This is a genomic window from Borrelia coriaceae (genome assembly GCF_023035295.1).
Taxonomy (GTDB): Bacteria; Spirochaetota; Spirochaetia; order Borreliales; family Borreliaceae; genus Borrelia; species Borrelia coriaceae.
The window spans coordinates 632,571-658,276 of the sequence record NZ_CP075076.1; the positions used below are offsets into that span (position 1 = coordinate 632,571).

The following is a 25,706-nucleotide window of genomic DNA, read 5'->3' on the forward strand; positions in this document are numbered from 1 at the left end:
TGATTACAATTTTTTTATTTGGGTGTCTAATTTGTTTCAAATTTTCTTTTTGTTATTACCATTCATTTTGATTTTTAGTCCCTTTCTTTTAAGTATGTTGTTTATATTTTTTATTTTTTTTATAATTTCCAGCATTTTAGGTGGATTTAAAATATACACAACAAGAGATTATTTTTATTCTAAGTCAAGGGAATTTGAATTTTATAAGTTATCTTGTTTGTTAATGGCCAAGTTGATTTCTATTTTGGGAGCAATGACTGGAGAACAGTTAAGTTATATTAATTTTATAATTAATTCTTTGAATTTGTCCGAGAGAGATAAGACAGAACTTTATAATATATTTCATTTTTCTGTTACTCAAAATAGAAATGCAGACAAAATATTGTATACATTGAAGCTTGGGTATTTTCAGCATAAAGATCTTTTTGTATGGCTTGTTTCTACTCTTAAAGAGATTAATAATTTAGCTAGATATAAAAACTTAGAAGGGGATAAATTTATTCATTATGTTAGTTCGTTTCTTGAGCTTGATTTTGAAAATTATGATACTTACAAAAATGTTAATATAGAAATTATTAATCCTTATGAAGTATTGGGCCTAAAGTATAATGCTAGTGATGATGATGTAAAGAAGGCCTATAAAAGATTGGTTATACAATATCATCCGGATAGATTTGCAAATGAACCTATTAAACAAAGAGAAGCAAATGAAAAATTTATTAAGATTCAAGATGCTTATGAAAAAATTTGTAAAGAGCGAAATTTAAAATAATTTAAGGTTGCTGATTTCATTTAGTTTATAAAATTTATTATTTGAAATCAATCTCTATAAATTAGAGTGTATTGTTTAAAGAAAAGGAATCTACTCTTTAAACAATACATTTTTTAATTATTCTTCAAGATTAATTTGAAATTGTAAGAAGACACTTCCTGTTTTGTCTTTGTTTGCAAGAATGTTGTTTGAGTCCCATCCAAGTGATATTTTTGTCAATTTAATTAAGTTGTCTAGTTCTAATCCAGTCTTTATGTATACACTTTTATCTGAACCTTTAAGTGAACCTAAAATATGAGTACCTACATATGGGATTATATGTGTGTCTTCTGATATGGATTCTAAAGGTATTGCATAATCTATGTATAAAGCACCTCCAATCTTAGCAGCCTGAGCAAAAGAAACTGTTTGTGTATTATTACCATTACTGTTAGTACTTGGTGTGAGAGCAGTTATTATATTATCTGATTGAGGGCGTTCTTTTAATAGTTCATAAACTCCAATTGAGGCTATCCATCCAAGGCCAGGAATAATGCCTTTTTTGTTATCTTCATAAGTTGAAATCTCTGCATTTAAGGTTTTAAATGATTTTGCTGCGATTTGCTGTATTAGTTCGTTTGAAGATGTAGGCTTGTATAAGTTTTGTCCATAGTTAATGCCAAATCCAATGCCAGATTTTTTGCTTGTTGTTCCAAATATTTTTGTACTGTAAGAATCATCTCCATTAATTGACCATGATTCTTTTTCTCCTTCATCTGTGTTCCAAGCTAAGCCAATACCAGTGCCTATTGAAAATGCAAAATTAAAATTTCTTTTTGTGTCAAATTTAAGTCTGTTATCTGTTGGACTGAATTTATTATCTTTATTTGTGTTTGCCTTTTTGGAAATGTGTCCAAGTATAGAAAAATCGCTGGCAAATGGATCTATTCCCAAATCAGAACCTGCTTGTAGTAAGAGATAAGTATTTCTGTTATTTATTTTTGTAAGTCCAATTTTATAAGTAAATCCTATAGATGTCATAATAGATGCATTTGATAAAGTTGGACTTACAAGAGCAGAATCAACAACAGATTTGTCGTTAAGCCCATATGTTATTGATGAGTGGTTAAATGTTGAGTTTCCGATTGCCCCTGAGAGTCCAAAGTTTAATTCAAATGGAGTTTCTACAATGACATTTGGATTGTATTGTTCAATTTCATTTTTTATTGGCGTCCATTTCACTTGAGTTCCGTAAAGTATACCTGTGTAGGTATTGTTGTAAGGAGTATTTTCAGTATCTTCGTTTGCAGCATGGTTTCTATTGCCTGTTCCTGTTGCTCCAATTGAAAGTATAAGTTCTAGTTGTGGAAGAGTGTATCCAAGCTGAAGTGTGCCTATTTTTTTTGCTGTACTTCTTGCAAGAATTGTTCTGCTTGTAACACTGTTATTGCTTGGGAAACCATAATATTCGCTTTCAATGCTAGTCATTGGTGCGAAACTAAATAATGATTCTTCGTTAAAATCAAAATTGGTCATTGATTCCATTTTAAGATAAAAGTCGTACATGTTTATTTTTGCTATAATGTTTTCTACATTGAATTTGAGCATGGTATCTTCTTTGTTGTTAGCTTTTAAAGATAAATTTTCTATTGTAATTTGAGCTGAGAAAGGATCATTTGTTCCTATTTCTTTTTTTGTTTCATATGGTGTAAATTTAATTTCTATTTCGCTTTTATTTTCCAAACCAGGAACGAGCTCGTCCATGTCAAATCTAAATTCACTGCTATTTGAAAATGTTAATTTAGGGCTCCATGAGTTTGTTTTGGGTAAGTTTGTGCTTAAATCATCACTAAAGACTGTAGTAGTGGTTAATAATAACATAAAGATATATAATAATTTTGATTTATTCACTTATATTTCTCCTTTGTTATAGATTTGGTTTTTTGTTAGATATTTTTTAAATAAAATGGATCTTTTTGTCCTTGGATATCAATGATATTAATTCTTAGGTAAAAATTCAAGTATTTTGATTGTTTATATTAACGATAAATAAGACTAGCAAAGTAATTATGTTAGCCTTATTTATTGAGTAATTTGGATTTGTTGTTTACTTATGATAAAAAACTTATGATAAGAAGTAAACTAGGATTCCTGATATAAAAATATAGCCAAGAGCGTATACAATGGTTTTTGATAGTAATTTTCCTTCTTGGCCAATTAGACCTGCAGTTGTTGTTGCTATTGTAATATTTTGAGGCGAGATCATTTTTCCCCCTGTTGCTCCTGTTGTATTTGCAGCTGCAAGCCAGTAGGGATTAGCATCAATATTTGCTGCAATTTGTGTTTGCAAGGGGCCAAATAGAACATTTGAAACGGTATCGCTTCCTGTTAAAAAAGTTCCTAAAGCTCCGATTAATGGGCTAAATAATGGGTATAATGTGCTTGTCAGTATTGATATGCCATCTGCAAGGTCTCTTATCATGCCACTATGTGCCATCAATCTTGATATTGATACTATGCAAATAATTACGAAAGATGATAGTGCCATTTTTTGTATTGTAAGTATGAATATTTTTAGTTGTGTAGCTATAGAAACCCTTCTGATTGAATAAGATATGACTGTTGCAAGAATAATTAAAGGTCCTGGTGAAGTTAGCCATTTAAATTGTATTGGATTTGCCCCTGGATAAATTGAAAGAGTAGTTTTAAAGTTTGATAGATATTTGTTTATTCCATGAAAAAGTGGTGAAACACTTATTATAAGTGAGACTATTAAGATATAGGGCAAACAGGCAAGGAAGCATTGCATTGCTGATATTTTTATATTGTTGTTCGTTAAATTTTCTTTTTTATACAGTTTTGCGTATATTATTGTTATTGCCATTGCAGGAATACTTCCAAGTATTGCTGGAAGTTCTGGACCTAAGGTTTTTGAAATGTAAACTTGAGATATGGCTATTGATGCTCCTGAGAGAAGTGTAAGAAAAAACATTCCCCCTTTAAGAGCTTTAATTCCACCTCCTACAAGCATAACTAGTATGAATGGTATAATAAGAGTTGGCAGGATTAGTTGTAAAGAGATATCATATGATAACATTTTAACATCTAATTCTGTTGCTTGGGCTAGAGATATTATAGGGATTCCTACTGAACCATAGGCAGTTGAGGATGTATCCATGATTAAACATATAAGACAGGCAAAGAATGGGTCAAACCCCATTGCTATTAGTATTGATACAGGAATTGCAACAGCAGTACCGTATCCTGCAACTCCTTCTAAGAAATTACCAAAACCCCATACTACAAGCAAAACTATAATGCGTTTATCAGAAGATACATTTGATAGCATGGCTTTTATAATGTTCATGTCATTTTGACTTTCAGCCATTTTATATGTGAAAATAGCAGCTATAATAACAATAACTATTGGCCATATTCCCATTACTGTTCCTTCAAATATTGCAAGACTTGTATTGACTATTCCTAGATTCTTATGAAATAGGGCTAATGCGATGGTGGCTATTAGGCATATTGGTATCACATAATATGCTGGTTTTTTTATTATTCCAAGTCCAATGATTATTAGTATGATTGGTACTAAGGCTTTAATGAAATCGTAAAAATTCATAATAAGATGTGTGCTCCTTTTTAGATTTACCATTTAATTTTATAACAAATTTTTATTCAATTATATATAATATAATGTTACTTGATGAAAATTATCTTTACTATTCTAAGCATTTTAATTTTATCTGGTGTATTTGGTGAGCTTTTTGCAATTGATTTATTGCAGATTGAAGAGATAACTGAAGATGCTAAGTCAGTTGTTTTACTTGATTATGATACTAAATGCATTCTTTATGCAAAAGAGCCAAATTTAGTGTTTCCACCAGCATCACTTACTAAGCTTGTTACTATTTATACTGCTTTAATTGAGGCAAGGAAAAAAAATATAGGTTTGAAGACTATTGTTCCTATTAGCAGTGCTGCGTCGTATTATAATTTGCCTTTAGATTCTTCATTAATGTTTTTAGAAGAAGGGCACAAGGTCAATCTTGAGGAATTGCTTAAAGGTCTTGTAATTTCTTCAGGTAATGATGCTGCTATTGCAATTGCTGAATTTATAGTTGGGAAAAATTTAAGCAGTTTTGTTAATTTAATGAATATTAACGTTTTAAACTTAGGACTTGCAAATATGAATTTTGTTGATACATCGGGTTATAGTAGTGATAATAAGATCACTGCATTAGAAATGGCATTATTTGCAAGAACATATATAAAAGAATTTGAATTTATGCTTTATATACATTCTCTTAAAGAGTTTGTTTATCCAAGGTCTGAAAATTTGGGTAATAATTATTCATTAAAAATGTTAAATTTAAAACAGAAGAATAAAAATATTTTGATATTTAATTATCCTTATGCTGATGGATTAAAAACTGGTTATATTAAAAAATCTGGTTTAAATATAGTTGCTACAGCTAAAAAAGATGCTATAAGATTAATAGCGGTTGTCTTGGGAGTTAATAAGGGAGTGGATAATGTGGGAGAGAAGAAGCGTGCTTTGATTGCACAAAAGTTGTTTGAATATGGATTTAGTAATTATTATCAATGTTCTTTTGTTGGAAAAATTAAGGGAAAAGAGTTATAATGTGGTAAATTTAATGTTTTTCTAAAGGGCTTTTGAATATGTCTTTTGAAAGAAGGTTTTTTGAAGGAAGTACAGCCTAGGCAATATAAATTTAGTATAAAAAGCATTAAGTGCTCTACTTTAAGAATGATTATGTAGTGGGAAGGTTGGGTTTGTATAGTTTTAAGTTAAAGTCGCTGAACTTGCTTAGTTATGTTAAAAAATTAAAAGTTTTAATGGTATTTGTAGGTATTTTATAAAAATCTTTTAAGAGAGTAATTAGTTTTATGTTAAATCATTTTAATTTCAAATTAAAAAGAGATGTTACGATAATAGTGCCAGGTGAGGCTTTTGTGTCAAATAATAGGGTTATTTCTACAATACTTGGTTCTTGTGTTTCTGTTGTACTTTATGATGAAGTATGTAAGCTTATAGGAGTTAATCATTATGTGTTAGTGAGATCTGATTCATTAGTGGAGCTTGCACAGAAAGGTAGATATGGAGTTTATGCTATTCCTATGTTAATTGATGCTATGATAGAGAATGGTTCATCAAAGGGTAATCTTAAGGCCAAACTTTTTGGAGGGGCTAATTTTATGGGTAAAAGTACAATAAGGGTAGGTGTTGAGAATGCAGAGTTTGCTATCAAGTCTTTATCCAAATATGGTATTCCAGTTGTAGCTAAAGATTTTGATCAGTCTAAATCCAGAAAGATTTTTGCTTTTCCTGAGGATTTTAAGGTTATTGTGGAATATCCAGATGGTGCTAAAGTTTTTTAATCTTACCTTAGATTAGTCTTTAGGATATATTTTGTAAGCTTTAGTTTAAGAGTGTTATTACAATTTTAATTGTTTTTAAGTATTGACTGTAGGAAAACCAGAGCTTTTAAGTAGTGTTTCTATACAAATTAGAATTTCAAATAAGTGTGTGTTTTTAAATTAATTCTTAGTTTATTAGAGATTACTTTTTTAAATATTCTATGATAGCATATAGTTAATATATTCAATTTTAAGTTTGGTTTTATTAGGGGATAAAGATGGAAAATATTGTAATTCATTATTTTAGGAAAATATCTCAAATTCCTAGATGTTCAAAAAATTTAAGAGGTATTAGTAATTTTATTAAGGAAGAAGCTAAAAAATTTGGGTATTCTTTTAAGGAAGATAGTATCGGCAATATTGTAGTTGGGATTAAGGCTAATGGATGTAACAATGTGTTGCCTGTTATCTTACAAGCTCATACAGACATGGTATGTGAAAAAAATGAATCTGTTGTGCATGACTTTGAGAAAGATCCTATTAATATCATTGAAGATAATGGATATTTTGTTGCATCAGGGACTACTCTTGGTGCTGATGATGGTATTGGGGTTGCTATGATGCTTGCCATCATGAGTGAGGCTTCGTTTTTTAAACATCCTGATTTGGAACTTCTCTTTACTGTTGATGAAGAAATAGGACTAATAGGTGCTATTGGACTTGATCCTAATTTATGTAGTGGGAAAATGTTAATTAACCTTGATGGAGAAGAGGAGGGTTATTTTTTAGTTGGTTGTGCTGGTTCTAGACTTGTTAATATTAATTTTGAGCCCCAATATAGACAAAGCAGAAAAAGTGTAGGTGTTGAAATTTTATTTACAGGTCTTAAGGGAGGGCATTCTGGTGCAGATATTCATTTTGACTTGGCAAATTCTTTGAAGTTGATGTTTTTTGCTTTAAGTCAACTTAGGGCAAGTATGGAATTTGAGGTTGGGTATATATCTGGTGGTGATAAGAGTAATGCAATTCCTAGAGAGGCAAAAGCATTAATATTAATTGATTCTAATCGTTATATTTGCTTAGAGCAAGAATTAGAATCATTTAAGCGTAGTGTGCAAGAAATGTATACTCTTGATGCTGATTTTGAAATTATTTTGAGACGAATGGATTTTTCTGGTAATGTTTTAGATAATATCGATCAAGATAAACTTTTAAATATGGGCATGGCATTTTTAAATGGTATTCAAAAGGTTGAGAACTATAGTGAAAAACTTATTAGGACGTCTTTAAATTTTGCTAGTCTTTTAAAGGTTGGTAAGGCGTATCAGTTTGTATTTACAATAAGGTCTTTATTAGATATTGAAAAGGAATATGTTTTTAATCATTTAAAGGCTATTAGTAATCTTGCAGGTGCTAATTTTGAAATAGTTTATGATTATTCTTCATGGAGGCCTGCTGAGAATAGTAAACTTTTAAATCATCTTAAAAATGTATATAAAGATATGTGTTGTAAAGAGGCTAAGACTTCAGTGATTCATGCTGGCCTTGAGACTGGAATAATATCAGAAAAATTTGGAGGGATAGATTCAGTTACAATCGGCCCTTGGATCAATGCTCCTCATACACCAAGAGAGAAGGTTGATATTGCGTCAACTATTAGAGTTTATAATTTTTTGAAGAAGAGTTTAGAAACTTTATAAAATTTTATATTGTATTTTACTTATTTTTGAATATATATATTTCAGTTGACTTACTATTTGAATATATATAAAATAGGTTTACATACAATTGAGTATAAGTGGTGGTTGTAGCTCAGTTGGTTAGAGCACCGGATTGTGGTTCCGGGTAGCGCGGGTTCAAGTCCCGTCAACCACCTTTATTTTTGTTAGATTGCACCTATAGCTCAATTGGATAGAGCGTTGGACTTCGAATCCGAAGGTTGCAGGTTCGAGCCCTGCTGGGTGTGAAACGTTAGTTTTATACTTGAAAAAGCTTTGTAAGTTTTGTATACTACCTAAGGTATGCAGGAGTGGTGGAACTGGCAGACACGCTAGACTTAGGATCTAGTGCCTTAGGCATGTGGGTTCGAGTCCCACCTTCTGCAAGAAATGCGAAAGTAACTCAGGGGTAGAGTGTCACCTTGCCAAGGTGAAAGTCGCGGGTTCAAATCCCGTCTTTCGCTTGAATTTACAATTATTAAACATTAATGCATTTAAATTAGAGGAATAATGTGATATTAAGTAGTGATGTAAAGTTAGTTTCCGGGTCTAAGGTTGAAGTTGTTATTAGAATTTCAAAGGAATTTATTAAGGGTAAATATGACGAAATTTTACAGGATTATTCTTCTCGTCTTAAAGTTAAAGGTTTTCGGACAGGGAAAGTACCTTTGAGCATTATTGAAGGCAAATATTCTGATAATATAAGAGCTCTTACTATAGAAAAAATTGTTCATAAATCTTTAGAAGAATTTTTTAAAAGTGCAACTTATAAGCCATTAAATTATGCTGTTCCTAAAATATTAGATGATAAGTTAGAAATAGATTTTAATAATGATTTTGAATTTACTGTGCTTTATGAGGCTTATCCTGAATTTGAAGTACCTGATATATCTGATATTGAGGTAGGAATACCAGAAGTTACTATTTCTGATGCTGATGTAGAAGATGAACTTAAGTTATTGCAACTTGAAAATGCAATGGTTGTTGAAGATAGTGGTGATGTTAAAGTAGGCAGTATTGTTAGAGTAGATTTTGTGGAACTTGATGATTCGTTAAGTGAAATTTTAGCGACTAAAAGGCAAGATTTTGTTTTTACTGTTGGTGAGTCTAATAATTATTATGGGTTTGATGATGATATTCTTGGAATGAAGAAGGATGAAGAGAGGATATTCGAGAAAAAGTATGGTATGGATTATAAATTTAGTGAACTTGCTAATTCTTTTAAGAGATTAAAGGTTGCTGTTAAGGATATAAAAAGACGTGATATTCCTAAGCTTGATGATGAGTTTGCAAAGGATATTAAGGATAGCTTTAATACATTAAAGGAGCTTAAAGAGCATATAAAAGATAATATGTTGAGGCTTATTGAGGAAAAGAGTAGGTCTCTTAAACTTTCAAAACTGTTGTCTGATATTGCGGAGAATCTAAGTATAGATATTCCATCTTCTATGTTTGAAGCTGAATTTAAAAATGTTTTAAGAGAATCTTCACATCAAAATAACGTTAGTCTTGAACAATTAAATAATCCTTCTTCAGGTTTAGAAGGTATGAATGATATTTTTAAGGAAAATGTACTTAAAAAATTAAAGTCTAAATTAATTTTTCAAAAGATGGTGGATAGTGATTTGACAGAAGTTACAGATATTGATTTAGATAATGAGTTTGTTAGGCAGGCTGAGCATGCAAGGATGGAACTTGCAGAGATTAAGAAATTTTATCAAGAGAAGAATTTGATTGGAGTTTTAAAAGATGAAATTAAAAGACAGAAAGTTAAAGATAAAATTTTAAAAAATGTGAAGGAAATTAAACTTAAAAAAGTTGCCTTTAGAGAGTTTATTGATTATAAAATAGGTGAATAATGATAAGGGAATATATGCATAATTTAGTTCCTACTGTTGTGGAGCATACTGGCAATTATGAACGTGTGTTTGATATATATTCAAGATTGCTAAGGGATAGGATAATTTTTTTAAGTGGAGAGATTAATGATATAAGAGCAGACACAGTTATTGCTCAATTGCTTTTTTTAGAGTCTGAAGATTCTAAGAAAGATATATATCTTTATATAAATTCTCCTGGGGGGAGTATTACCTCAGGACTTGCAATCTATGATACTATGCAGTATATTAAACCGGATGTAAGAACGATTTGTATTGGTCAGGCAGCCTCAATGGCTGCATTCTTGCTTGCAGGAGGTGCTATAGGCAAACGAGAATCATTATCATATTCAAGAATAATGCTTCATCAGCCTTGGGGTGGAATAGGTGGTCAAGCCAGTGACATTAGCATACAAGCGAATGAAATTTTGAGGCTTAAGAAATTAATAATAGATATTATGTCTGACAAAATAGGGGTGTCTAGGGAAAAATTGTCTCTTGATATTGAGCGAGATTATTTTATGACACCAAATGATGCTCTTGATTATGGCGTTATTGATGGTATCTTGGTAAGAAATTAGTTTTATTGTGGGTGAGATTTTATATGGCAAGAAGCAAAAGTCAGAAAATTGAAGGGTGTTCTTTTTGTGGGCGTACTAAAGCTGAGGCTGAAGGGAAAATTATCGCTGCTAAGTCTGTTGCTATTTGTTTTGAGTGTTCTAAAATATGTCATAATCTTTTTAAAGAAGAATCAGAAAAGCCTGAGGGAGGCAGATCTTCAAAGAAGCTTCCAACTCCTAAACAACTTAAAAGTCATTTAGATAGATATATTATTGGTCAAGAAGATGCAAAGAAAGTCTTATCTGTTGCAGTTTATAATCACTATAAGAGGATATTTAAAGGCAATAAAAGAGAAAGCGGAATTGAACTTGAAAAATCTAATGTATTGCTTGTAGGTCCTACTGGGAGTGGTAAAACTTTGCTTGCAAAAAAGTTGGCAGCTGAGATGAATGTTCCATTTGCAATTGCGGATGCTACGACACTTACTGAAGCCGGTTATGTGGGAGAAGATGTTGAAAATATATTGCTTAAGCTGATTCATGCTGCTGATGGTGATGTAAGTTTTGCAGAAAGGGGTATCATTTACATAGATGAAATAGATAAGATTGCAAAAAAGGGTGAAAATATTTCAATTACAAGAGATGTGTCTGGAGAAGGGGTTCAACAATCTTTATTAAAAATAATTGAAGGAACTATTGCAAATATACCACCAAAGGGTGGGAGGAAGCATCCTTATGAAGAGACTATTGAAATTAATACGCAAGATATATTATTTATATGTGGCGGAGCTTTTGTAGGACTTGAAAATATTATTAGAAAAAGAATTAATAAAAGTTTTATTGGATTTTCATCTGCTGGTAAACAAGATTTAAGAAAGGATAATTCTTTAAAATGTTTAGAGATGGAAGATTTAGTTAAATTTGGACTTATTCCAGAATTTGTAGGTAGGCTTCCTGTACATTCTTATCTTGATAAATTAGAAAAGGAAGATTTAATTAGAATATTAGTTGAACCTGATAATTCTATCGTTAAACAATATTGTCATATGTTTAAGATGGATAATGTTGATCTTTTATTTGAAAGAGATGCACTTGATGCAATTGCAGAAGAAGCTATGCTTAAGGATACAGGTGCTAGAGGTTTGCGTTCTATTTTGGAAGAATTGCTTAAAGATGTTATGTTTGAAATACCTTCAACTAAGCAAGTTAAAAAAGTTATTGTTACTAAAGAATCTGTTTTAAATAGTGATGTTGAACCTTTGATTTTGACAGGGAGACATGCTAATAAGCCTTGGTCAAAAGAGCTTTATGAAATCAATTCTCAATCTACTTAGTTCTAAGAGTGACGATCTTCCAGTTATTTTTTTAAGGCAAAATGTTTTTTTTCCTAATGTAACTTTGTGGATCAATTTTGAAGATACTTTTTCTATTAATGCAATATATCAGTCTATGTTAGAGGGCAGATTGGTTGTGTTTTTTTGCATTAAGGAGCTTAACTCTGATAATGGTAACAAAATTAGTTTAAAAAATTTATATTCTATTGGTACTTATGCAAAGATTATTCAGGTTGTAAAGGTTACTGAAACTTTGATAAAAATTTTAGTCGACTTTCAGGATAGGGTTATTATTAAAAGTCTTTTGAAGAAAAAGAATTATTTTAGAGCAAAGGTTGACTTTATCTCTGATAAATTTGAATTTAATAACGAACTTTTTACTTATTCTAAATTTTTAAAAGAATCTTATGATGTATATAGAGCTTATTTACCAGTTAAGACATTAGAAGATGATGAGAGTAGCAAATTTTTGGATAGTCCGGCTAAGTTTGTTGATTTTGTAGCTTCTAATGTTGATTTGGGATATAAAGCCAAGATAGAACTTTTACAAGAGTTAGATGTTAAGGTTAGAATAGAAAAATTGATCATCAATTTAAGTATTGAGACTGAACTTTTAATGATTAAAAAAGATATTAAGACTAAGGTTAAGACCAAGCTTGATAAAGGACAAAAAGAATATTTCTTGAATGAGCAAATTAAAGAGATTCAGAAAAGATTAGGTAGAGATGAGACCGATTATCTTGAGAGATTAAACTTGAAAGATATTCCTGAGGATATTAAATCTAGAATTGAAAAGGAAATATCTAGATTGACTCGTATGAGTACAAATTCACCAGATGCCAATGTTGTTAGGAATTATATTGAGTTATTACTTGAGTTGCCTTGGAATGAAAATACTGTGATGGAAAATTCTTTAAGAGAGGTTGAACTTATTTTAAAGAATTCTCATTATGGTATGGATGAAACTAAAGAAAAAATAATGAATTTTTTAGCCGTTTATCATATTAATTCTAAAGTTCAGGCACCTATCTTGTGTCTTGTGGGACCACCAGGTACTGGGAAGACATCTGTTGCTTTATCTATTGCTAAGTCTCTTTCTAGGAAATTTTCAAAAATTTCTCTTGGTGGATTAAGAGATGAAACAGAAATTAGAGGACATAGGAGATCTTATGTCGGAGCTCTTCCAGGAGTTTTTATTAATGCAATTAAAGTGACCGGAAAATCTAATCCTGTTATTCTTCTTGATGAAATAGATAAGATTAACAGTACTTATAAGGGAAATCCGGAAGCAGCTCTTTTAGAAGTTTTAGATTCTGAGCAAAATTCCAGATTTGTTGATCATTATTTAGAAATTCCTTATGACCTTTCTAATGTTTTATTTGTAGCAACCGCTAATTCTTTGCATGAGGTTTCTAGACCGCTTCTTGATAGAATGGAGATCATTAAAATAGAAGGGTATTCTTGTATTGAAAAATTAGAGATTGCTAAAAAATTTTTAATACCAAGTATTATTAAAGAGAGTTTTTTAAACAATGTCTATATAAAAATAGAAGATGATGTTGTCTTGCATATAATTAGAAATTATACTATGGAGTCTGGAGTTAGGAATTTAAAGAGACTTTTGACAAATTTGTTTAGAATGGTTGTAAGAGAGTTGCTTTATGTTTACTCAAAGGAAGATATAATTAGAGGAAATTTTTATTTTCCAAGTTCCTTAATGCATGGCAATAACTTGCTCTTTACTCATGATCCTGATATTCCTGGTATTTATAAAATAATTAACATGAATAATTTTCGTTTTTATGTGCATTGTGAGTATAAATTTAATTTGATTAGGATTGAGTCTTCTGGATTTGTTTATGGTCTTGCCTGGACAAGTTATGGTGGTGCTGTGCTTCCTGTTGAGGCTGTTAAGTTTAATAAGAAAGGCGATATTATTTTAACGGGTAGTCTTGGGACTGTTATGAAAGAAAGTGCACAACTTGCTTATTCTGTTGTGAAAACTTATTCTTTGGAGCTTAATTTTGATATAAATGAAATTCCCGAAATTCATCTTCACTTTCCAGCGGGAGCTACACCAAAAGATGGGCCTTCTGCTGGAATTACTATTGCAACAGCCATAGCCTCTGTGTTATCTGGCAAGAGAGTTCCTTTAGACCTTGCTATGACGGGAGAGGTTACTCTTAAAGGTTCAATTCTTCCTGTGGGAGGTATTAAAGAAAAGGTGCTTGCAGCTTATAGAAATGGTATAAATAAAATTATTATCCCAAAGGATAATGAAAAAGATTATGTTAAGCTTCCCGAAGATATTAGAGATAATATTTATGTTAAGTATGTGTCTCATTTAGGCGAAGTGTTTGACTATTTGAATATTATTTAGGGTTTTATATGTTAAAATTTATTAAGGAGGAAATATGAAAGATGGAGTTAGAAAACCTTCAGGTAATAGGGTAGCATTTAATTTGCCAAGTTATACTAAAAATAAAACCAATAATAATTTTTGGCCTTTTATAAATAGTGATTTTGGAAAAAATTTTACTAAGAAAAAAAAGAAAAGTAAGTAGCATGATCCATTAACATGCTAGCTTTACTGATTTTTACGCTCTCTTAGAATAGTACTCAACAATCATTTGTTCATTTGCAAGAGTAGGTATTTCATCTCTTGCTGGGGGTCGGGTTACTTTTGCATTTAAATCATCAGCATTTACTTCTATCCAAGTTGGTAATTTTCTAAGTGTTGATGTTTTTTCTATATTTGACCTGACTAGTTTTTTTAAGCTATCTTTTTCTTTTACTTGTATTATATCGTTTGCTCTTAGGGTAATAGATGGAATTGTAACCCTTCTACCATTAAGCATTATAATGCCATGTGCAACTATTTGCCTTGCGTGTGCTCTTGAAATGGCAAATCCAGCCCTATATACAACATTATCGATTCTTCTCTCAAGTAGTGCTAAGAGATTATCTCCTGTAACACCATGATGTTTCCTAGCTTCTTTAAAAATATTAGTAAGCTGCCTTTCGTTGACACCATAGGTAAATTTTACTTTTTGCTTTTCTATTAATTGTTTTCCATATTCTGTAATTTTAGCTCTTCTAGAACGCCCATGCATTCCAGGTGGATTAGGCTTTTTTTTGAGCAATTTATCGTATTTAGGTTGTTCGAAAATATTTACACTAAATCGTCTTACTAACTTACCTTTAGCTATATTTTTCCTGTTCATTAATTCCTCACATCTTGAAATAGCAGAGGTAGGACTTGAACCTACGACCTTCGGGTTATGAGCCCGACGAGCTACCAAACTGCTCTACCCTGCGCCTTGTAACATAGTCTAACATAATTTTTTTTTATTGTCAATTAATTATTTGTTACATTAAAATGTATATTTTACATATTTCTTTATGATATTTTTTTATTGTGTCTTTTATTGTTTCTGTTTTTTGTATTAAACTTTTTAAGTCATTTTCATGGCTTAGATCTAATTTGATATATAGATTTAGTTCATTTCCTTGATAGGAAAAGTTAAGTTCTTTGAAATTTACATTTATATTTTTTAATGTGTTTTTTATTTCTCTCTTTAAGTTTAGGTCTTGTTTTGAGAGGAGATTATTAGCATTATTGATTATTACGTGTAGTCCTTCTTTGATCATTATAAAGCTAATGCATATAGATATGATTTTATCAAATCCTGTCCATACATAATTTGCAAGTAATAAGCTTAGTGTGGTTCCTCCATGAGAAAATATGCAGTTTTTGTCAAATGATGATAATGCTAATAGTAAATGATTGTTATATCTATTGCCAATTTGGAATTTTACCAAATGTTCGATTATCTTGACTAAGAAAAATATAAAGGGTATTAATGGTATCCAAATGCTTTTTTTAAATGAATTATTTGAAAATATTTCTAATATATTTTTTTTATCATCGTGACTATGGTCGTGGTGGTGACTATGCAATTCAAATTTACTGCTAAGATCTACCAATTTATTTAATCCTGTTGTGCTTAAAAATATTGTAAATCCTGATATTATGATGACTAATCCTATAATAAGTGCTATTAGGTTTTCCATTCTTTTATATCCATAAGGATAATAAATTGTTTCAGGTCGATTCGTAATTTTTAAACTAAAATAAGTAATTGTAGATAGGATGAAATCTGATGTAACGTGAAGTGCATCTGCGATGAGTGCGAATGAATTAAAAAGAATTCCCACAGTAAGTTTGGATGCTATTGATGCTACTTCTGCTAATACTGAGATCAATCCTATTCTCATTATAAGTGTGTTTTTTTTTATTTCATAAGTTAATTCTTTTTCATATATATTATTGTTATTTCCAAATCCGAGATTTTTAAGTTCTTCCTCGATATCGTTAATTTGACATAATATTTTTTGCATTTTATTTTTTTTGCCATAATGAATTAAGTTATGAATAAGAATTCTCTCTATTCCTTCTGCTTTAAAATTTGGATTAATATAAAAGTTATTAATTTTAATCTCTTTATTTTGTATTTTAGCTTTCAGGTATGAAACTATTTCAACATTATTTTCTATGTAAACTATGTAAATTTCATCTTTTTTTAAGCTTGCAAGTTCTAGGTGAGTGCACTTATTAATATTTTTATTGTTGATTATTTTAACCATATTTGCACTCTTCCTTTTTTTTATTGCATAATCCTATTATTTTAAAGATAACATTATTTTTTTTGATGTTCAATTAATTTTGTTAATATGTTAAATGAGATAGGAGGGGGATTTATGTTACAGTCTCAATTTTTTGTTAAAAAATGTAAAAAATGCATTTCTAAAGATGAAGTTTTGATAAATACTGTAAAAAATATTGAGCATATTTTTTATGATTTTTTAAAGACTTTTGATGAGCATGCTTTAAAGTCTGTATTTAATTATTATTATAAAAATTTTGACTTTGATGAGGGAATATACGCTTTTATTGATAAATTTATTCCAATTATTAACTTTCTGTCATTAGAGATTTTGGATTATGAGTTTAGCATTGATGAAAAAAAATTCATATTAGAAATTTTTGATTCCTCAGCATGTATCCTTAAGGCTGATACATTGAATGAGCTTGCTAAGGCTATTGTGTCTCTTGATATTTTAAATTAATATCAAGATTTTGTTTGACCCAAATTTTGAATTTATGTTTCTTGATTTTCCTTAAATATTCTTGATAGTTCTTGTTTGTTGAATGGAATTTGAAGTAAATCTTTAAGGGTGTAAATTTGTGAGACTGTGTTAGTGGCATTAAATTGATTGGGATCTGTCATTAATATTTTAGTATCTTCTTCAAAAAATTCTGACATCACTTGGCGACATATTGCACATGGAACACTTGCTGGAGTTGTTGTTATCAATATAAAATCTATTTTTTGTGTGCCAACAGATGATATCATATTCATTATTGCAGTTTGTTCTGCACAACGAGTTGCTCCAAAACTTGCATTTTCAACATTTGAACCTTGAAAAAATGCATTATTTTTAGTTTTAATACAAGCTCCCACTTTGAATTTTGAATAGGGTGAATATGAATTATTTCTTGCAGCTTCAGCCAATTGAAATGCTTTTGCAATTGCATCTTGATCCTTATTTCCCACTTAACACCTCTTAGTCTGTGACGTTGTTAATTATAGCACAATGCTTATAATTTTTTATTAAAGTATTGTAAAATGTTTAATTATAAGATGTAGTTGTTAATTTATGTGAAAGGTTTTTTGATATTTTATGGTAGATGTTATTGAATTTATTAAGAAATACAATAATTTTATTGTTATTGGGCACAAAGATCCTGATTTTGATTGTATTGGTTCATCTTTGGCTTTAGCTTCTTTTTTGTCTAGAATAGGCAAGAGGGTTGTCATGTTAAATGAAGGTCCTTTTGTGCGCAAGGAAATAATTCCTTTTAAAGATAAATTTTTATCTAGATGGCCAGATATTGACTCTGCAGATTACGTTGTTATTATTTTGGATTGTTCCATATTTGATCGAATTGGAGATGAATTTGTTTTTTATGTAAAAGATATGCCTATTCTTGTTATTGATCATCATGCATCAGGTGATAAATTGGATGTTCCTGGATATATTGATCCCTTTGCTCCTTCAACGACTTTTTTGATTGAGAAATTAATTAGAAAATTTGGGTATGAAGTTACTAAGGAAGAAGCATGGTATATTTTGGTCGGATTTTGCACAGACACAGGCTTTTTTAGATTTATTTCAAGCAGTGATCCTGAACCTTTTGAAATGGTAGCCAGACTTGTATCTAAAGGTTTAAGTCTTAAAGATATTTATAATTATGTTGAATCTGTTAAGAGCTTAGCGTCAATAAGTATACTTAGTGTGATGTTAAATAACCTTAAAACTTATTTTGATGGGAAAGTATTGCTGACTGTTTTGCCTTTTCATTCTAAGAAGGATACTAATGTTAGTGGCGTTAATGAACTGTTTTATGCATTTCTTAATAATGTTGAGAATAATGAAATATTAATTATTTTAAAAGAGATGGAAGATGGTTCTATTCTGGTGGGGCTTCGTTCTAGAGAATATTTCGATGTGGGTGAGCTTGCAAAATATTTTGGGGGTGGGGGACATAAGCATGCCAGTGGGTTTAAAGTTAAAAATAGTTCTTTAAATCTTTTAGAGAGTCAAATAATTTCATACATTAGGGACTCTATTAGGGCTTAAAGTTTATTAAGGGAATTTGTCCTTTTGGATTAAAATCTTGTGTCAAAGTTAAGAAGCCAGATTTAAATGACAGTGATGTTGTTCCGTATACTATTACTATATTTTGTATCCAGTCTAATTGTTTAATGTGTTGAGGTGTAAGCGAGACAATTATACTTAATTTATCTTTATATTCTTTTAAGTTTTCTACATATTTTAGGCTGGCGGGTGTTGAAAGATTAAAAATCACTTGTTCATGTTCTTCGATGAGTTTTTTTATCTCTTGGAGTGTTGTGGAATTCATGCTGTTTAAGGGGTAATAGTCATAGTAATAGCCAAAATTTTTTTGAAATATTTTTTTCCCTTCTGTAATCATTGTGCTGTAAGGTGATATTAATAGTGTTTTTTTATGCTTTGATATTGTTTTAAATAACTTTATTTTAGTTATTCCTCTTAATGTGCTTTGTTCAAAAAATTTTTTAGCTTCTTTAGTGGGTATTGATTGAGCTTTTTTATGGTTTGGATAAATTTCCGTTTCATTTTTTCTTTCTTTTAAGTATTCTAACTTTATTCTAAGTATTCTCTTATTGGATTTAATAATATTTTCTCTTATCTCCTTATCTTTTTGCATGAGAGTGAATAGCTTATTATAAGCATTGTTTTGTATGTTTTCGTTTAGTGATATTAATAGAATATCAGTTTCAGTTCTAATAATTCTTTCAATTGTGTCATAGATGCTTTCATTATTATATTTTACTGCATTCATTAATAAGTCATCTGTTATGATTAAATTATCGTATTTCAGATCTTTTCTAAGTAGTTCCTTGATGATTTTTATTGATGATGATGCAGGTATTTCTTTGCCATTTGTAAGCATTGGGTATGCTAAGTGCCCGCTCATAATAATTGGAATATTTTCTTGTATTAATATTTTGTATGGTATTAGTTCATTTGATAACATTTCTTTTAAACTTAAGTCTATTATTGGCATTTTGATATGGGAATCAACAACAGTGTTGCCATGTCCGGGGAAGTGTTTTGCTGTTGAAATTATGCCTGCTTGTTTTTGTCCTTTATAAAAAGCCAGAGCAAAAAGAGAAACGATTTGTGGATTGTTTGAGTACGTCCTTGGTCCTATTGTAAAATTTTGTTCATTACTGTAAATGTCTGTTATGGGTGCAAAATTCAAGTTAATTCCGAGTTGTTTTAATTCATTTGCTATGTGATATCCTGTAAGGTAAGAATCGTTTGGTGATAGGGTCGCTGTAATTCCAAGGTTTCCTATTGTCTTTGATGTTGTGAGTTTTATATGTTGTGTCCATCCTCCTTCTTGATCTGTTGCTATAAATAAGGGTATTTTAAATTTATTTTTTTGAGACATTGATTGTGCTTTATTTATGCTTTCTATTAGCATTTGCAAATTTTTTGCATTCCATCCAAAAATTTTGATTCCCCCTAAGTTTTTTTCTTTTATAAAGTTTAGTGTGAATTTTGTGATCTGTTCTCCTGGATAACTTATCATAAACATTTGGCCCAGTAACTCTTTGTCTTCCATTTGATTTACTATATTGTCTATTAATTTTTCTTTGTTTTTTGTAGTCCAAAAATTGTATGGGAAACAATGATTATGAATAAAAAAGATAACTATATAAACAATTTTTTTCATTTAAGCCATACCAATCTTTTTTTGATTCATAAGTATATCATATCGTTATAAATTTACTCATTTTAGTAGCTCTGTTTAAAAAAAAAAACTATTGCAATCTATAAGCATACTTAAAGTTATAAATTTTTTTCTGACTCCCAATTTATATTAAGAGATTTAATTTATTATTAATAATAATTTTATTATTCTTTTAAAAAAAATGACAAGTATTTATTTTGTAAGTTACTTTTCTTAGTATATTGATTGTAGTCTTTTTAATAAAATGGATTTTTGTCTTAAGAGTATGGTGTTTTATATTGACAAAATATCTTTGAATTTATACACTTTAATGGCTACAAGCTGGTGTAGCTCAGTTGGTTAGAGCACTCGGCTCATATCCGGGGGGTCGTGGGTTCAAGTCCCTCCATCAGCATTAAGGGGTTTTTATTATGAGAGTGGCAATTGTTCTTGCAAATGGCTTTGAAGAGATTGAGGCTATAATTCCTATGGATATTTTAAGACGTGGTGGTGTTGATCTACAGGTTGTTAGTTTAAATGACGATAAGATTGTTGCAAGTTCTAAGGGAGTTACTGTTTTGGCTGATAATAAAATATCGGATTGTAGTGCGGAGCATTTGGATTTAATAATACTTCCTGGAGGAATGCCTGGTGCTACAAATCTTTTTGAGTCAAAAGATTTAGATATAATTTTAAGAGATATGAACTTACAAGGCAAATTGATTGCAGCCATTTGTGCATCACCAGCAGTTGTTCTTTCTGCAAAGAGACTCTTAGGTGTAAATAAGTTTACTTGCTATCCCGGCTTTGAAAATGATATTATTGATGGTGAATTTGTGGATGAGGATGTTGTTATTAGTAATAATTTTATTACTTCTAAGGGTGTTGGCACGGCTTTTGAATTTGCTTTTACTTTGCTTAATATTGTTAAGGGAGAGAGAGTCCTTGAGGATGTTAAAAGGCAAGTTTTACTTTAATGTGATTTATCCCATATAAGAATGATTTTGTTGATTTATTAAGTTAGTTTTTCAAGAGAAGATCCCTTATGATTAGTTTTTGACCTTGTTTTATGATTTATTTGCTAAGTGTTTTGAGAGTTGTATATTGTGTTTCTGTTTTAAGCATGCATTATGAATGACCTGTAATTAAATTGTAGGTGTCTTCAAGTATGGTTAATTCTTCGTTTGTTGGTATTACCAGTATTTTTGTTTTACTTTTTTCACTTGAGATTTCAGATTCTGTATTTTTGTCTCTTGCCAAGTTATTCTTTTGAAGATCGATTTCTATTCCAAGTTTTTCAAATCCTTTTAGTGATAATTCTCTTATTCCATAATTGGTAACACCAATTCCAGCTGTGAAAATTATTGCATCAATATTGAAGTCAAGTACTGCAAGGTAAGAGCCAATATATTTTCTTATTCTGTAAGCCATTATTTCAACTGCAAGCTTAGAATTATACTCATTATTTTCTACTCCTTTCCAAATATCTCTTAGATCGTTTGACTTAAGGGATATCCCAAGCATACCACTTTCTTTGTTAAGGATTTCTTCAATCTTTTTTGGGGTTTTCTTTAGTAGTTTGCTCATTAAAGGAATGATTGCAGGATCTATATCTCCACTTCTTGTACCCATTACAAGTCCTTCAAGAGGGGTAAGACCCATGCTTGTATCGTAAGATATTCCTTTTTTGACTGCATTTATGCTTGAACCATTACCTAGGTGTAGTATTATTAAGTTTAGATCTTTTTTGTGTTTGTTAAGTATTTTTGCAGCTCTTTTTGTTATATATGAATATGATAAACCATGGAATCCATATTTTCTGATATTATAATCTTTATACCAAGAATATGGTATGGCATATAAAAATGCATGCTCATTCATGGTTTGGTGCCACGATGTGTCAAAACATAAAACTTGTTTTGCATTTGGAAATACTTTAAGTGTTGCTTCTATAACTTTTATTGCAGTTGGATTATGAAGAGGGGCAAGTTCGGATATTTTTTTTAGTTCACTTAAAATATTTTCGTTCAGTATTGTTGAATTTTTGAAATTTGAACCCCCATGTACAATTCTGTGTCCTATGCCTTGAATTTCATCTAAATTGTCTATAATTTTTGATTTCTTATCTGTTAGTATTTTAATTAGTTGTTTGAGTGCTTCCTTATGTGATTTAATGTGTTTATCTGTTATTTCTAGTAAGCCATTTTTGGTTTTAATTTGGATGATTGATTTTTTTGTTTTTATTTTTTCAATTGTTCCAGATATTATTATTTGTGTGTCTTTGTGATCATAGAGTGTAAATTTTAATGAAGAACTTCCTGTATTAAGTGTTAATATTTTCATATCTTTTATATTATTATAATAATAGATTTAGATTTCTATATATGTAGTTTATTTTTTCTGATTCTTCAATGTGTTTTAGGTTTAAAAAAACTGAATTTTTGTGTTCTGGATTTATTTTTAGTATAGTAGGATTGTCTTTTATAATTTGCATTATTTTTTTCACAGGAATACTCTTTATATTGAAATATTCGATTTCAAGTAAGTCATTTTTTTCTTTAAGGCTGGCAATATTTAGTTTTTTTGCAAGTATTTTTAATTCTGATAATATAAGTAAAGTGTTAAGCTCTTTTGGAATTGTTCCAAATCGATCATGAATTTCTGCTCTTATTTTGTTATTTTCTTCCTCACTTTGGATTACTGATATTTTTTTATAAATTGATATTTTGTCTTGTTCATTGTTTATATAGCTATCTGGGATGAATCCATTGTAGTTAATTTCAATATTGATTTCATCTTCCTTAAAATTCTTTCCCATGCGTTTTTCAATTGCGTTGTTTAACATTGTTAAGTAATAATCTAGTCCAATAGATTCAATCTCCCCATGTTGTTCTCTTCCAAGTAAGTTTCCAACGCCTCTTATTTCCATGTCTTTCATTGCAATTTGAAATCCTGCTCCAAGCTCTGAAAATTCAGATATTGCCTTTAATCTTTCAATGGCATTTTCTTTTAAGCTTGAGTTTTCTTTATATAAGAAATAAGCGAAGGCTTTCTGAGAGCCTCTGCCAACTCTGCCTCTTAGTTGGTATAGTTGTGCAAGTCCAAATCTGTTTGCATTGTTAATGATTATTGTATTTGCATTTTCAATATCTATTCCATTTTCAATTATTGTTGTTGATAGCAATACTTGATATGATTTATTTATAAAATCATGCATAATGTTTTCAATTTGGTCATCTTTAAGCTTTGCATGGATTGTTGCAATTCTTGCATAAGGGATTACTTTTTCTATCATTACTTTTATTGAATCTAATTCTTGAATATTATGATGTACAAAGAATACTTGCCCATCTCGTGAAAGCTCATTTTCTATTGCATGTTTAATTATTATTTCGCTAAATTCTTCTACATAAGTTTCTATTTTGATTCTATTTTTAGGAGGCGTTTTTAGTACAGAAATGTCTCTTAATTTGATCAATGACATATGAAGGGATCTAGGAATTGGGGTTGCTGATAAGGCAAGGCAGTCAACAGAGATTTTTATTTCCTTTAGTTTCTCTTTTTCTCTTACTCCAAATCTTTGTTCTTCATCGATTATAATTAGTCCTAAGTTTTTATATATGATTTTTTTTGAGAGTATTTTGTGTGTGCCAATGATTATATCGATTTCACCTGTTTCTAATTTTTGAATAATTTCTTTTTCTTTTGATTTTTGTATAAACCTGCTTATCATTTCAATGTTGATTGGAAAGTTTTTAAATCTTTGTTTAAATGTATTGAAGTGTTGTTCTGTAAGGATTGTTGTTGGAGAGAGTATTGCTACTTGTTTTTTGCCCATGACAGCTTTGAATGCTACCCTCATTGCAACTTCAGTCTTACCAAATCCAACATCTCCACATAAAAGTCTATCCATTACTTTTAGACTCATCATGTCTTGTTTAATTTCTGATATTGCTGTTAATTGATCAGGGGTTTCATCGTATGGAAATTCTGATTCAAATACTAATTGCCATTCATTATCTTGAGGATATTGAAATCCTTTAGTGTTTTCTCTTTCTGAATAAAGTGCAACAAGTTTATCGGCAATTGCATCAATTTTTTTCTTTGCATAAGCTTTTTTCTTTTCCCAGGTCTTTGAGCTGATTTTATCTAATTTTATGTTTTGAGTTCCATTTCCGATATATCTTTGAATAAGGTGTGTTTGTTCAATTGGTATAAATAATCTCTCGTTATTTGCGTATTCAATTTCAATATAGTCTTTTTCAAGAAGACTTGTTTTAATTCTTTTGATCTCTCGGAATATTCCAATTCCATGGTTTATGTGAACGACATGACTATTTTTTTCAACTTCAATAAATGAATCAATAGTTTTTGTTTTTGATGATTCAAAATTTTTATTTGTTTTTTGTCTTCTATTAAAGATATCTGATTCAAGGATAATGGCTATTTTTTCTTTTGTTATTATAAGTGAGCTTGATATTTTTAAAATTTCAATTTTAATTTTTGTAAGATCTTTAAAAATATATTTTAATTTTTCTTTTTGTGAATTAGATTCTGCTGCAATGATTACTTTAAATCCATTATTTAACCAGTTTTGTATTTCTTCCTTTGCAAGTGTAATATTTGAAAAAAAATTACGTTCACTTTCAATTTTGAATTCTACAACTTTTTCTGTGTTTATGTTTTCAGGATTTTTAACCATGAAAACATTAGTTTTGAGTTTTAGATCATTAGAGTTTATGAAAATTTCTTTTGGTGCAATTGTTTTTTTCCCAGACTCTATTGCTTGGTTATAAAGTTTTTCATACTCTTTATATATTTTTTTTATCTCTTCTTGTAAATTTGGTATTTCGAAATTGATAGTAGGTGTATCTTCATGTATCTGTTGACTTAGGTATGTGTCTCCTATTAATGGATAAAATATCTCTTCTGCTCTTGCATGATATTTTGTTTCAATTTGTTCAAATAATTTTTTATATTCATTTTCTTTGATGTGATTTTTTAATTTGTTTATGTTTTCGTTATTCCAAATGATTTCCTTTTTGGGAATTATGTTAAATTCTTCAATGGAATTGCCTTTATTTAATTGAGTTAGAGGATTGAAATATTTGATTTCTTTTATTGTATCACCATACAGTGAAATTCTTATTGGTTCTGGTTTGTTAAATGAATATATGTCTATTATGTCACTCTTTATTGTGAATTCCCCAGGTAATGTGACTCTAGTTGTTTGTTCATATCCTAGTCTTATGAGTTTGCTTTCAAAATTTTTTATTTTTATTTCTGTTTTTGTTTGAATTTTATATATGTTTTTAAATAAATTTTCTTTTGAGGGGATTTTACTAAGTAGAGATTTTAGCGAAGCAATGTATATTCCAGGATTATTTTTATAAAAATTGATTAAGAATTTTACTCTTTCAATAAATATTTTACCTTTTGAGCTTATGTCTTTATATATAAGGGGGCTGAAGTAGTTAAGCTCATATATTTTGTCTGTAATTTGCATTAAATCATTTTTGAGTATATCTGAAATATTTTCATTTTTAACTATTAATATAATTTTATTATTACTACTGTATTCTTTTATTTTGTTGATTAAAAAAGCTTTAAAAAATCCTTCTTGTCCTACTATTGAAAAGGATAAATTTTTTGCAATAAGTTCTTGTATCTTTTTTAAATTTTTATTGTTGTTTAACCTAGTAGTTAATTCTTTTTCTATATTCATTTTTTA

The 25,706-nt window shown here is 29.7% G+C and carries 19 protein-coding genes, 6 tRNA genes and 1 pseudogene; 17 read left to right on the top strand and 9 right to left on the bottom strand.

Translation table 11 applies throughout. From position 1 onward, the window contains the following. Window positions 1-22 precede the first annotated feature (22 nt). Window positions 23-772 carry a J domain-containing protein gene (locus tag bcCo53_RS03010; protein ID WP_028328092.1) on the top strand — a complete coding sequence of 250 codons (750 nt, stop codon included), beginning with the start codon at window positions 23-25 and terminating at the stop codon, window positions 770-772. A 117-nt stretch (window positions 773-889) separates the two neighbouring features. Here bcCo53_RS03010 and bcCo53_RS03015 read toward each other — a convergent pair whose 3' ends face one another. Together bcCo53_RS03015 and bcCo53_RS03020 are read right to left on the bottom strand one after the other, a co-directional pair. Beyond that, the gene (locus tag bcCo53_RS03015) at window positions 890-2,632 is read right to left on the bottom strand and encodes an integrin-binding adhesin P66 family protein (RefSeq protein ID WP_038364694.1); all 1,743 of its coding nucleotides are present in this window, start codon (window positions 2,630-2,632) and stop codon (window positions 890-892) included. Window positions 2,633-2,876: 244 nt separating this feature from the next. Next, window positions 2,877-4,379, bottom strand: a complete 1,503-nt coding sequence (locus bcCo53_RS03020; protein ID WP_025408207.1) for a lactate permease LctP family transporter — start codon at window positions 4,377-4,379, stop codon at window positions 2,877-2,879. Between the two features lie 84 nt (window positions 4,380-4,463). On the opposite strand from bcCo53_RS03020, the pseudogene bcCo53_RS03025 reads away from it, so the two are divergent. The 12 genes and pseudogenes from bcCo53_RS03025 to bcCo53_RS03080 all read left to right on the top strand — a co-directional run. Continuing rightward, window positions 4,464-5,393: pseudogene (locus bcCo53_RS03025) on the top strand (D-alanyl-D-alanine carboxypeptidase family protein); the annotation flags it as partial. A 275-nt stretch (window positions 5,394-5,668) separates the two neighbouring features. Beyond that, complete coding sequence (locus bcCo53_RS03030; protein WP_028328094.1) at window positions 5,669-6,160, top strand: chemotaxis protein CheD; 492 nt, start codon at window positions 5,669-5,671, stop codon at window positions 6,158-6,160. Between the two features lie 257 nt (window positions 6,161-6,417). Then, window positions 6,418-7,839, top strand: a complete 1,422-nt coding sequence (pepD, locus tag bcCo53_RS03035) for a beta-Ala-His dipeptidase (RefSeq protein ID WP_025408208.1) — start codon at window positions 6,418-6,420, stop codon at window positions 7,837-7,839. Window positions 7,840-7,940: 101 nt separating this feature from the next. Then, a tRNA-His gene (locus tag bcCo53_RS03040) sits at window positions 7,941-8,014 on the top strand. Window positions 8,015-8,031: 17 nt separating this feature from the next. Beyond that, a tRNA-Arg gene (locus bcCo53_RS03045) sits at window positions 8,032-8,105 on the top strand. 57 nt (window positions 8,106-8,162) lie between these two features. After that, a tRNA-Leu gene (locus bcCo53_RS03050) sits at window positions 8,163-8,243 on the top strand. Window positions 8,244-8,249: 6 nt separating this feature from the next. After that, a tRNA-Gly gene (locus bcCo53_RS03055) sits at window positions 8,250-8,321 on the top strand. 48 nt (window positions 8,322-8,369) lie between these two features. After that, a complete protein-coding gene (gene tig / locus bcCo53_RS03060; protein ID WP_025408209.1) occupies window positions 8,370-9,716 on the top strand; it encodes a trigger factor in 1,347 nt (448 codons plus the stop codon). A gap of 14 nt (window positions 9,717-9,730) precedes the next feature. After that, window positions 9,731-10,315 carry an ATP-dependent Clp endopeptidase proteolytic subunit ClpP gene (gene clpP, locus bcCo53_RS03065; protein WP_025408210.1) on the top strand — a complete coding sequence of 195 codons (585 nt, stop codon included), beginning with the start codon at window positions 9,731-9,733 and terminating at the stop codon, window positions 10,313-10,315. Window positions 10,316-10,338: 23 nt separating this feature from the next. Beyond that, window positions 10,339-11,628, top strand: coding sequence for an ATP-dependent protease ATP-binding subunit ClpX (gene clpX, locus bcCo53_RS03070; protein ID WP_028328095.1), 1,290 nt, complete (start codon window positions 10,339-10,341; stop codon window positions 11,626-11,628). Then, window positions 11,603-14,008, top strand: a complete 2,406-nt coding sequence (gene lon / locus bcCo53_RS03075) for an endopeptidase La (protein ID WP_025408211.1) — start codon at window positions 11,603-11,605, stop codon at window positions 14,006-14,008. Before clpX ends, lon begins: the two co-directional genes overlap by 26 nt. Window positions 14,009-14,042: 34 nt before the next feature. Next, window positions 14,043-14,192, top strand: coding sequence for a hypothetical protein (locus tag bcCo53_RS03080; RefSeq protein WP_169728185.1), 150 nt, complete (start codon window positions 14,043-14,045; stop codon window positions 14,190-14,192). A gap of 33 nt (window positions 14,193-14,225) precedes the next feature. Here the strand turns inward: bcCo53_RS03080 and rpsD are convergent, their stop codons facing one another. The 3 genes from rpsD to bcCo53_RS03095 form a co-directional block, all read right to left on the bottom strand. After that, window positions 14,226-14,852, bottom strand: a complete 627-nt coding sequence (rpsD, locus tag bcCo53_RS03085) for a 30S ribosomal protein S4 (protein ID WP_025408212.1) — start codon at window positions 14,850-14,852, stop codon at window positions 14,226-14,228. A gap of 20 nt (window positions 14,853-14,872) precedes the next feature. Beyond that, window positions 14,873-14,946: transfer RNA gene (locus bcCo53_RS03090), tRNA-Met, on the bottom strand. Between the two features lie 51 nt (window positions 14,947-14,997). Continuing rightward, on the bottom strand, window positions 14,998-16,275 hold the full coding sequence (locus tag bcCo53_RS03095) for a cation diffusion facilitator family transporter (RefSeq protein WP_028328096.1): 1,278 nt from the start codon (window positions 16,273-16,275) through the stop codon (window positions 14,998-15,000). A 114-nt stretch (window positions 16,276-16,389) separates the two neighbouring features. On the opposite strand from bcCo53_RS03095, the gene bcCo53_RS03100 reads away from it, so the two are divergent. After that, the gene (locus bcCo53_RS03100; RefSeq protein ID WP_025408214.1) at window positions 16,390-16,758 is read left to right on the top strand and encodes a hypothetical protein; all 369 of its coding nucleotides are present in this window, start codon (window positions 16,390-16,392) and stop codon (window positions 16,756-16,758) included. Between the two features lie 32 nt (window positions 16,759-16,790). On the opposite strand, the gene cdd is transcribed toward bcCo53_RS03100, so the two are convergent. Beyond that, window positions 16,791-17,246 (bottom strand): cytidine deaminase, encoded by a 456-nt coding sequence (cdd, locus tag bcCo53_RS03105; protein WP_025408215.1) that lies wholly within the window; start codon window positions 17,244-17,246, stop codon window positions 16,791-16,793. A 127-nt stretch (window positions 17,247-17,373) separates the two neighbouring features. Between cdd and bcCo53_RS03110 the strand changes: the two genes are divergently transcribed. Beyond that, window positions 17,374-18,333, top strand: a complete 960-nt coding sequence (locus bcCo53_RS03110; RefSeq protein WP_025408216.1) for a DHH family phosphoesterase — start codon at window positions 17,374-17,376, stop codon at window positions 18,331-18,333. Here bcCo53_RS03110 and bcCo53_RS03115 read toward each other — a convergent pair. Further along, window positions 18,323-19,867 carry a glycoside hydrolase family 3 N-terminal domain-containing protein gene (locus bcCo53_RS03115; protein WP_051428591.1) on the bottom strand — a complete coding sequence of 515 codons (1,545 nt, stop codon included), beginning with the start codon at window positions 19,865-19,867 and terminating at the stop codon, window positions 18,323-18,325. The two genes, bcCo53_RS03110 and bcCo53_RS03115, sit on opposite strands and share 11 nt — an antisense overlap. Window positions 19,868-20,316: 449 nt before the next feature. Between bcCo53_RS03115 and bcCo53_RS03120 the strand changes: the two genes are divergently transcribed. Together bcCo53_RS03120 and bcCo53_RS03125 are read left to right on the top strand one after the other, a co-directional pair. After that, a tRNA-Met gene (locus bcCo53_RS03120) sits at window positions 20,317-20,390 on the top strand. A 16-nt stretch (window positions 20,391-20,406) separates the two neighbouring features. Beyond that, window positions 20,407-20,952, top strand: a complete 546-nt coding sequence (locus bcCo53_RS03125) for a DJ-1 family glyoxalase III (protein WP_025408218.1) — start codon at window positions 20,407-20,409, stop codon at window positions 20,950-20,952. Window positions 20,953-21,103: 151 nt separating this feature from the next. On the opposite strand, the gene bcCo53_RS03130 is transcribed toward bcCo53_RS03125, so the two are convergent. Next, complete coding sequence (locus tag bcCo53_RS03130; RefSeq protein ID WP_025408219.1) at window positions 21,104-22,318, bottom strand: acetate kinase; 1,215 nt, start codon at window positions 22,316-22,318, stop codon at window positions 21,104-21,106. 13 nt (window positions 22,319-22,331) lie between these two features. Continuing rightward, window positions 22,332-25,700 (bottom strand): transcription-repair coupling factor, encoded by a 3,369-nt coding sequence (gene mfd / locus bcCo53_RS03135; protein ID WP_028328098.1) that lies wholly within the window; start codon window positions 25,698-25,700, stop codon window positions 22,332-22,334. Window positions 25,701-25,706: the final 6 nt, after the last annotated feature.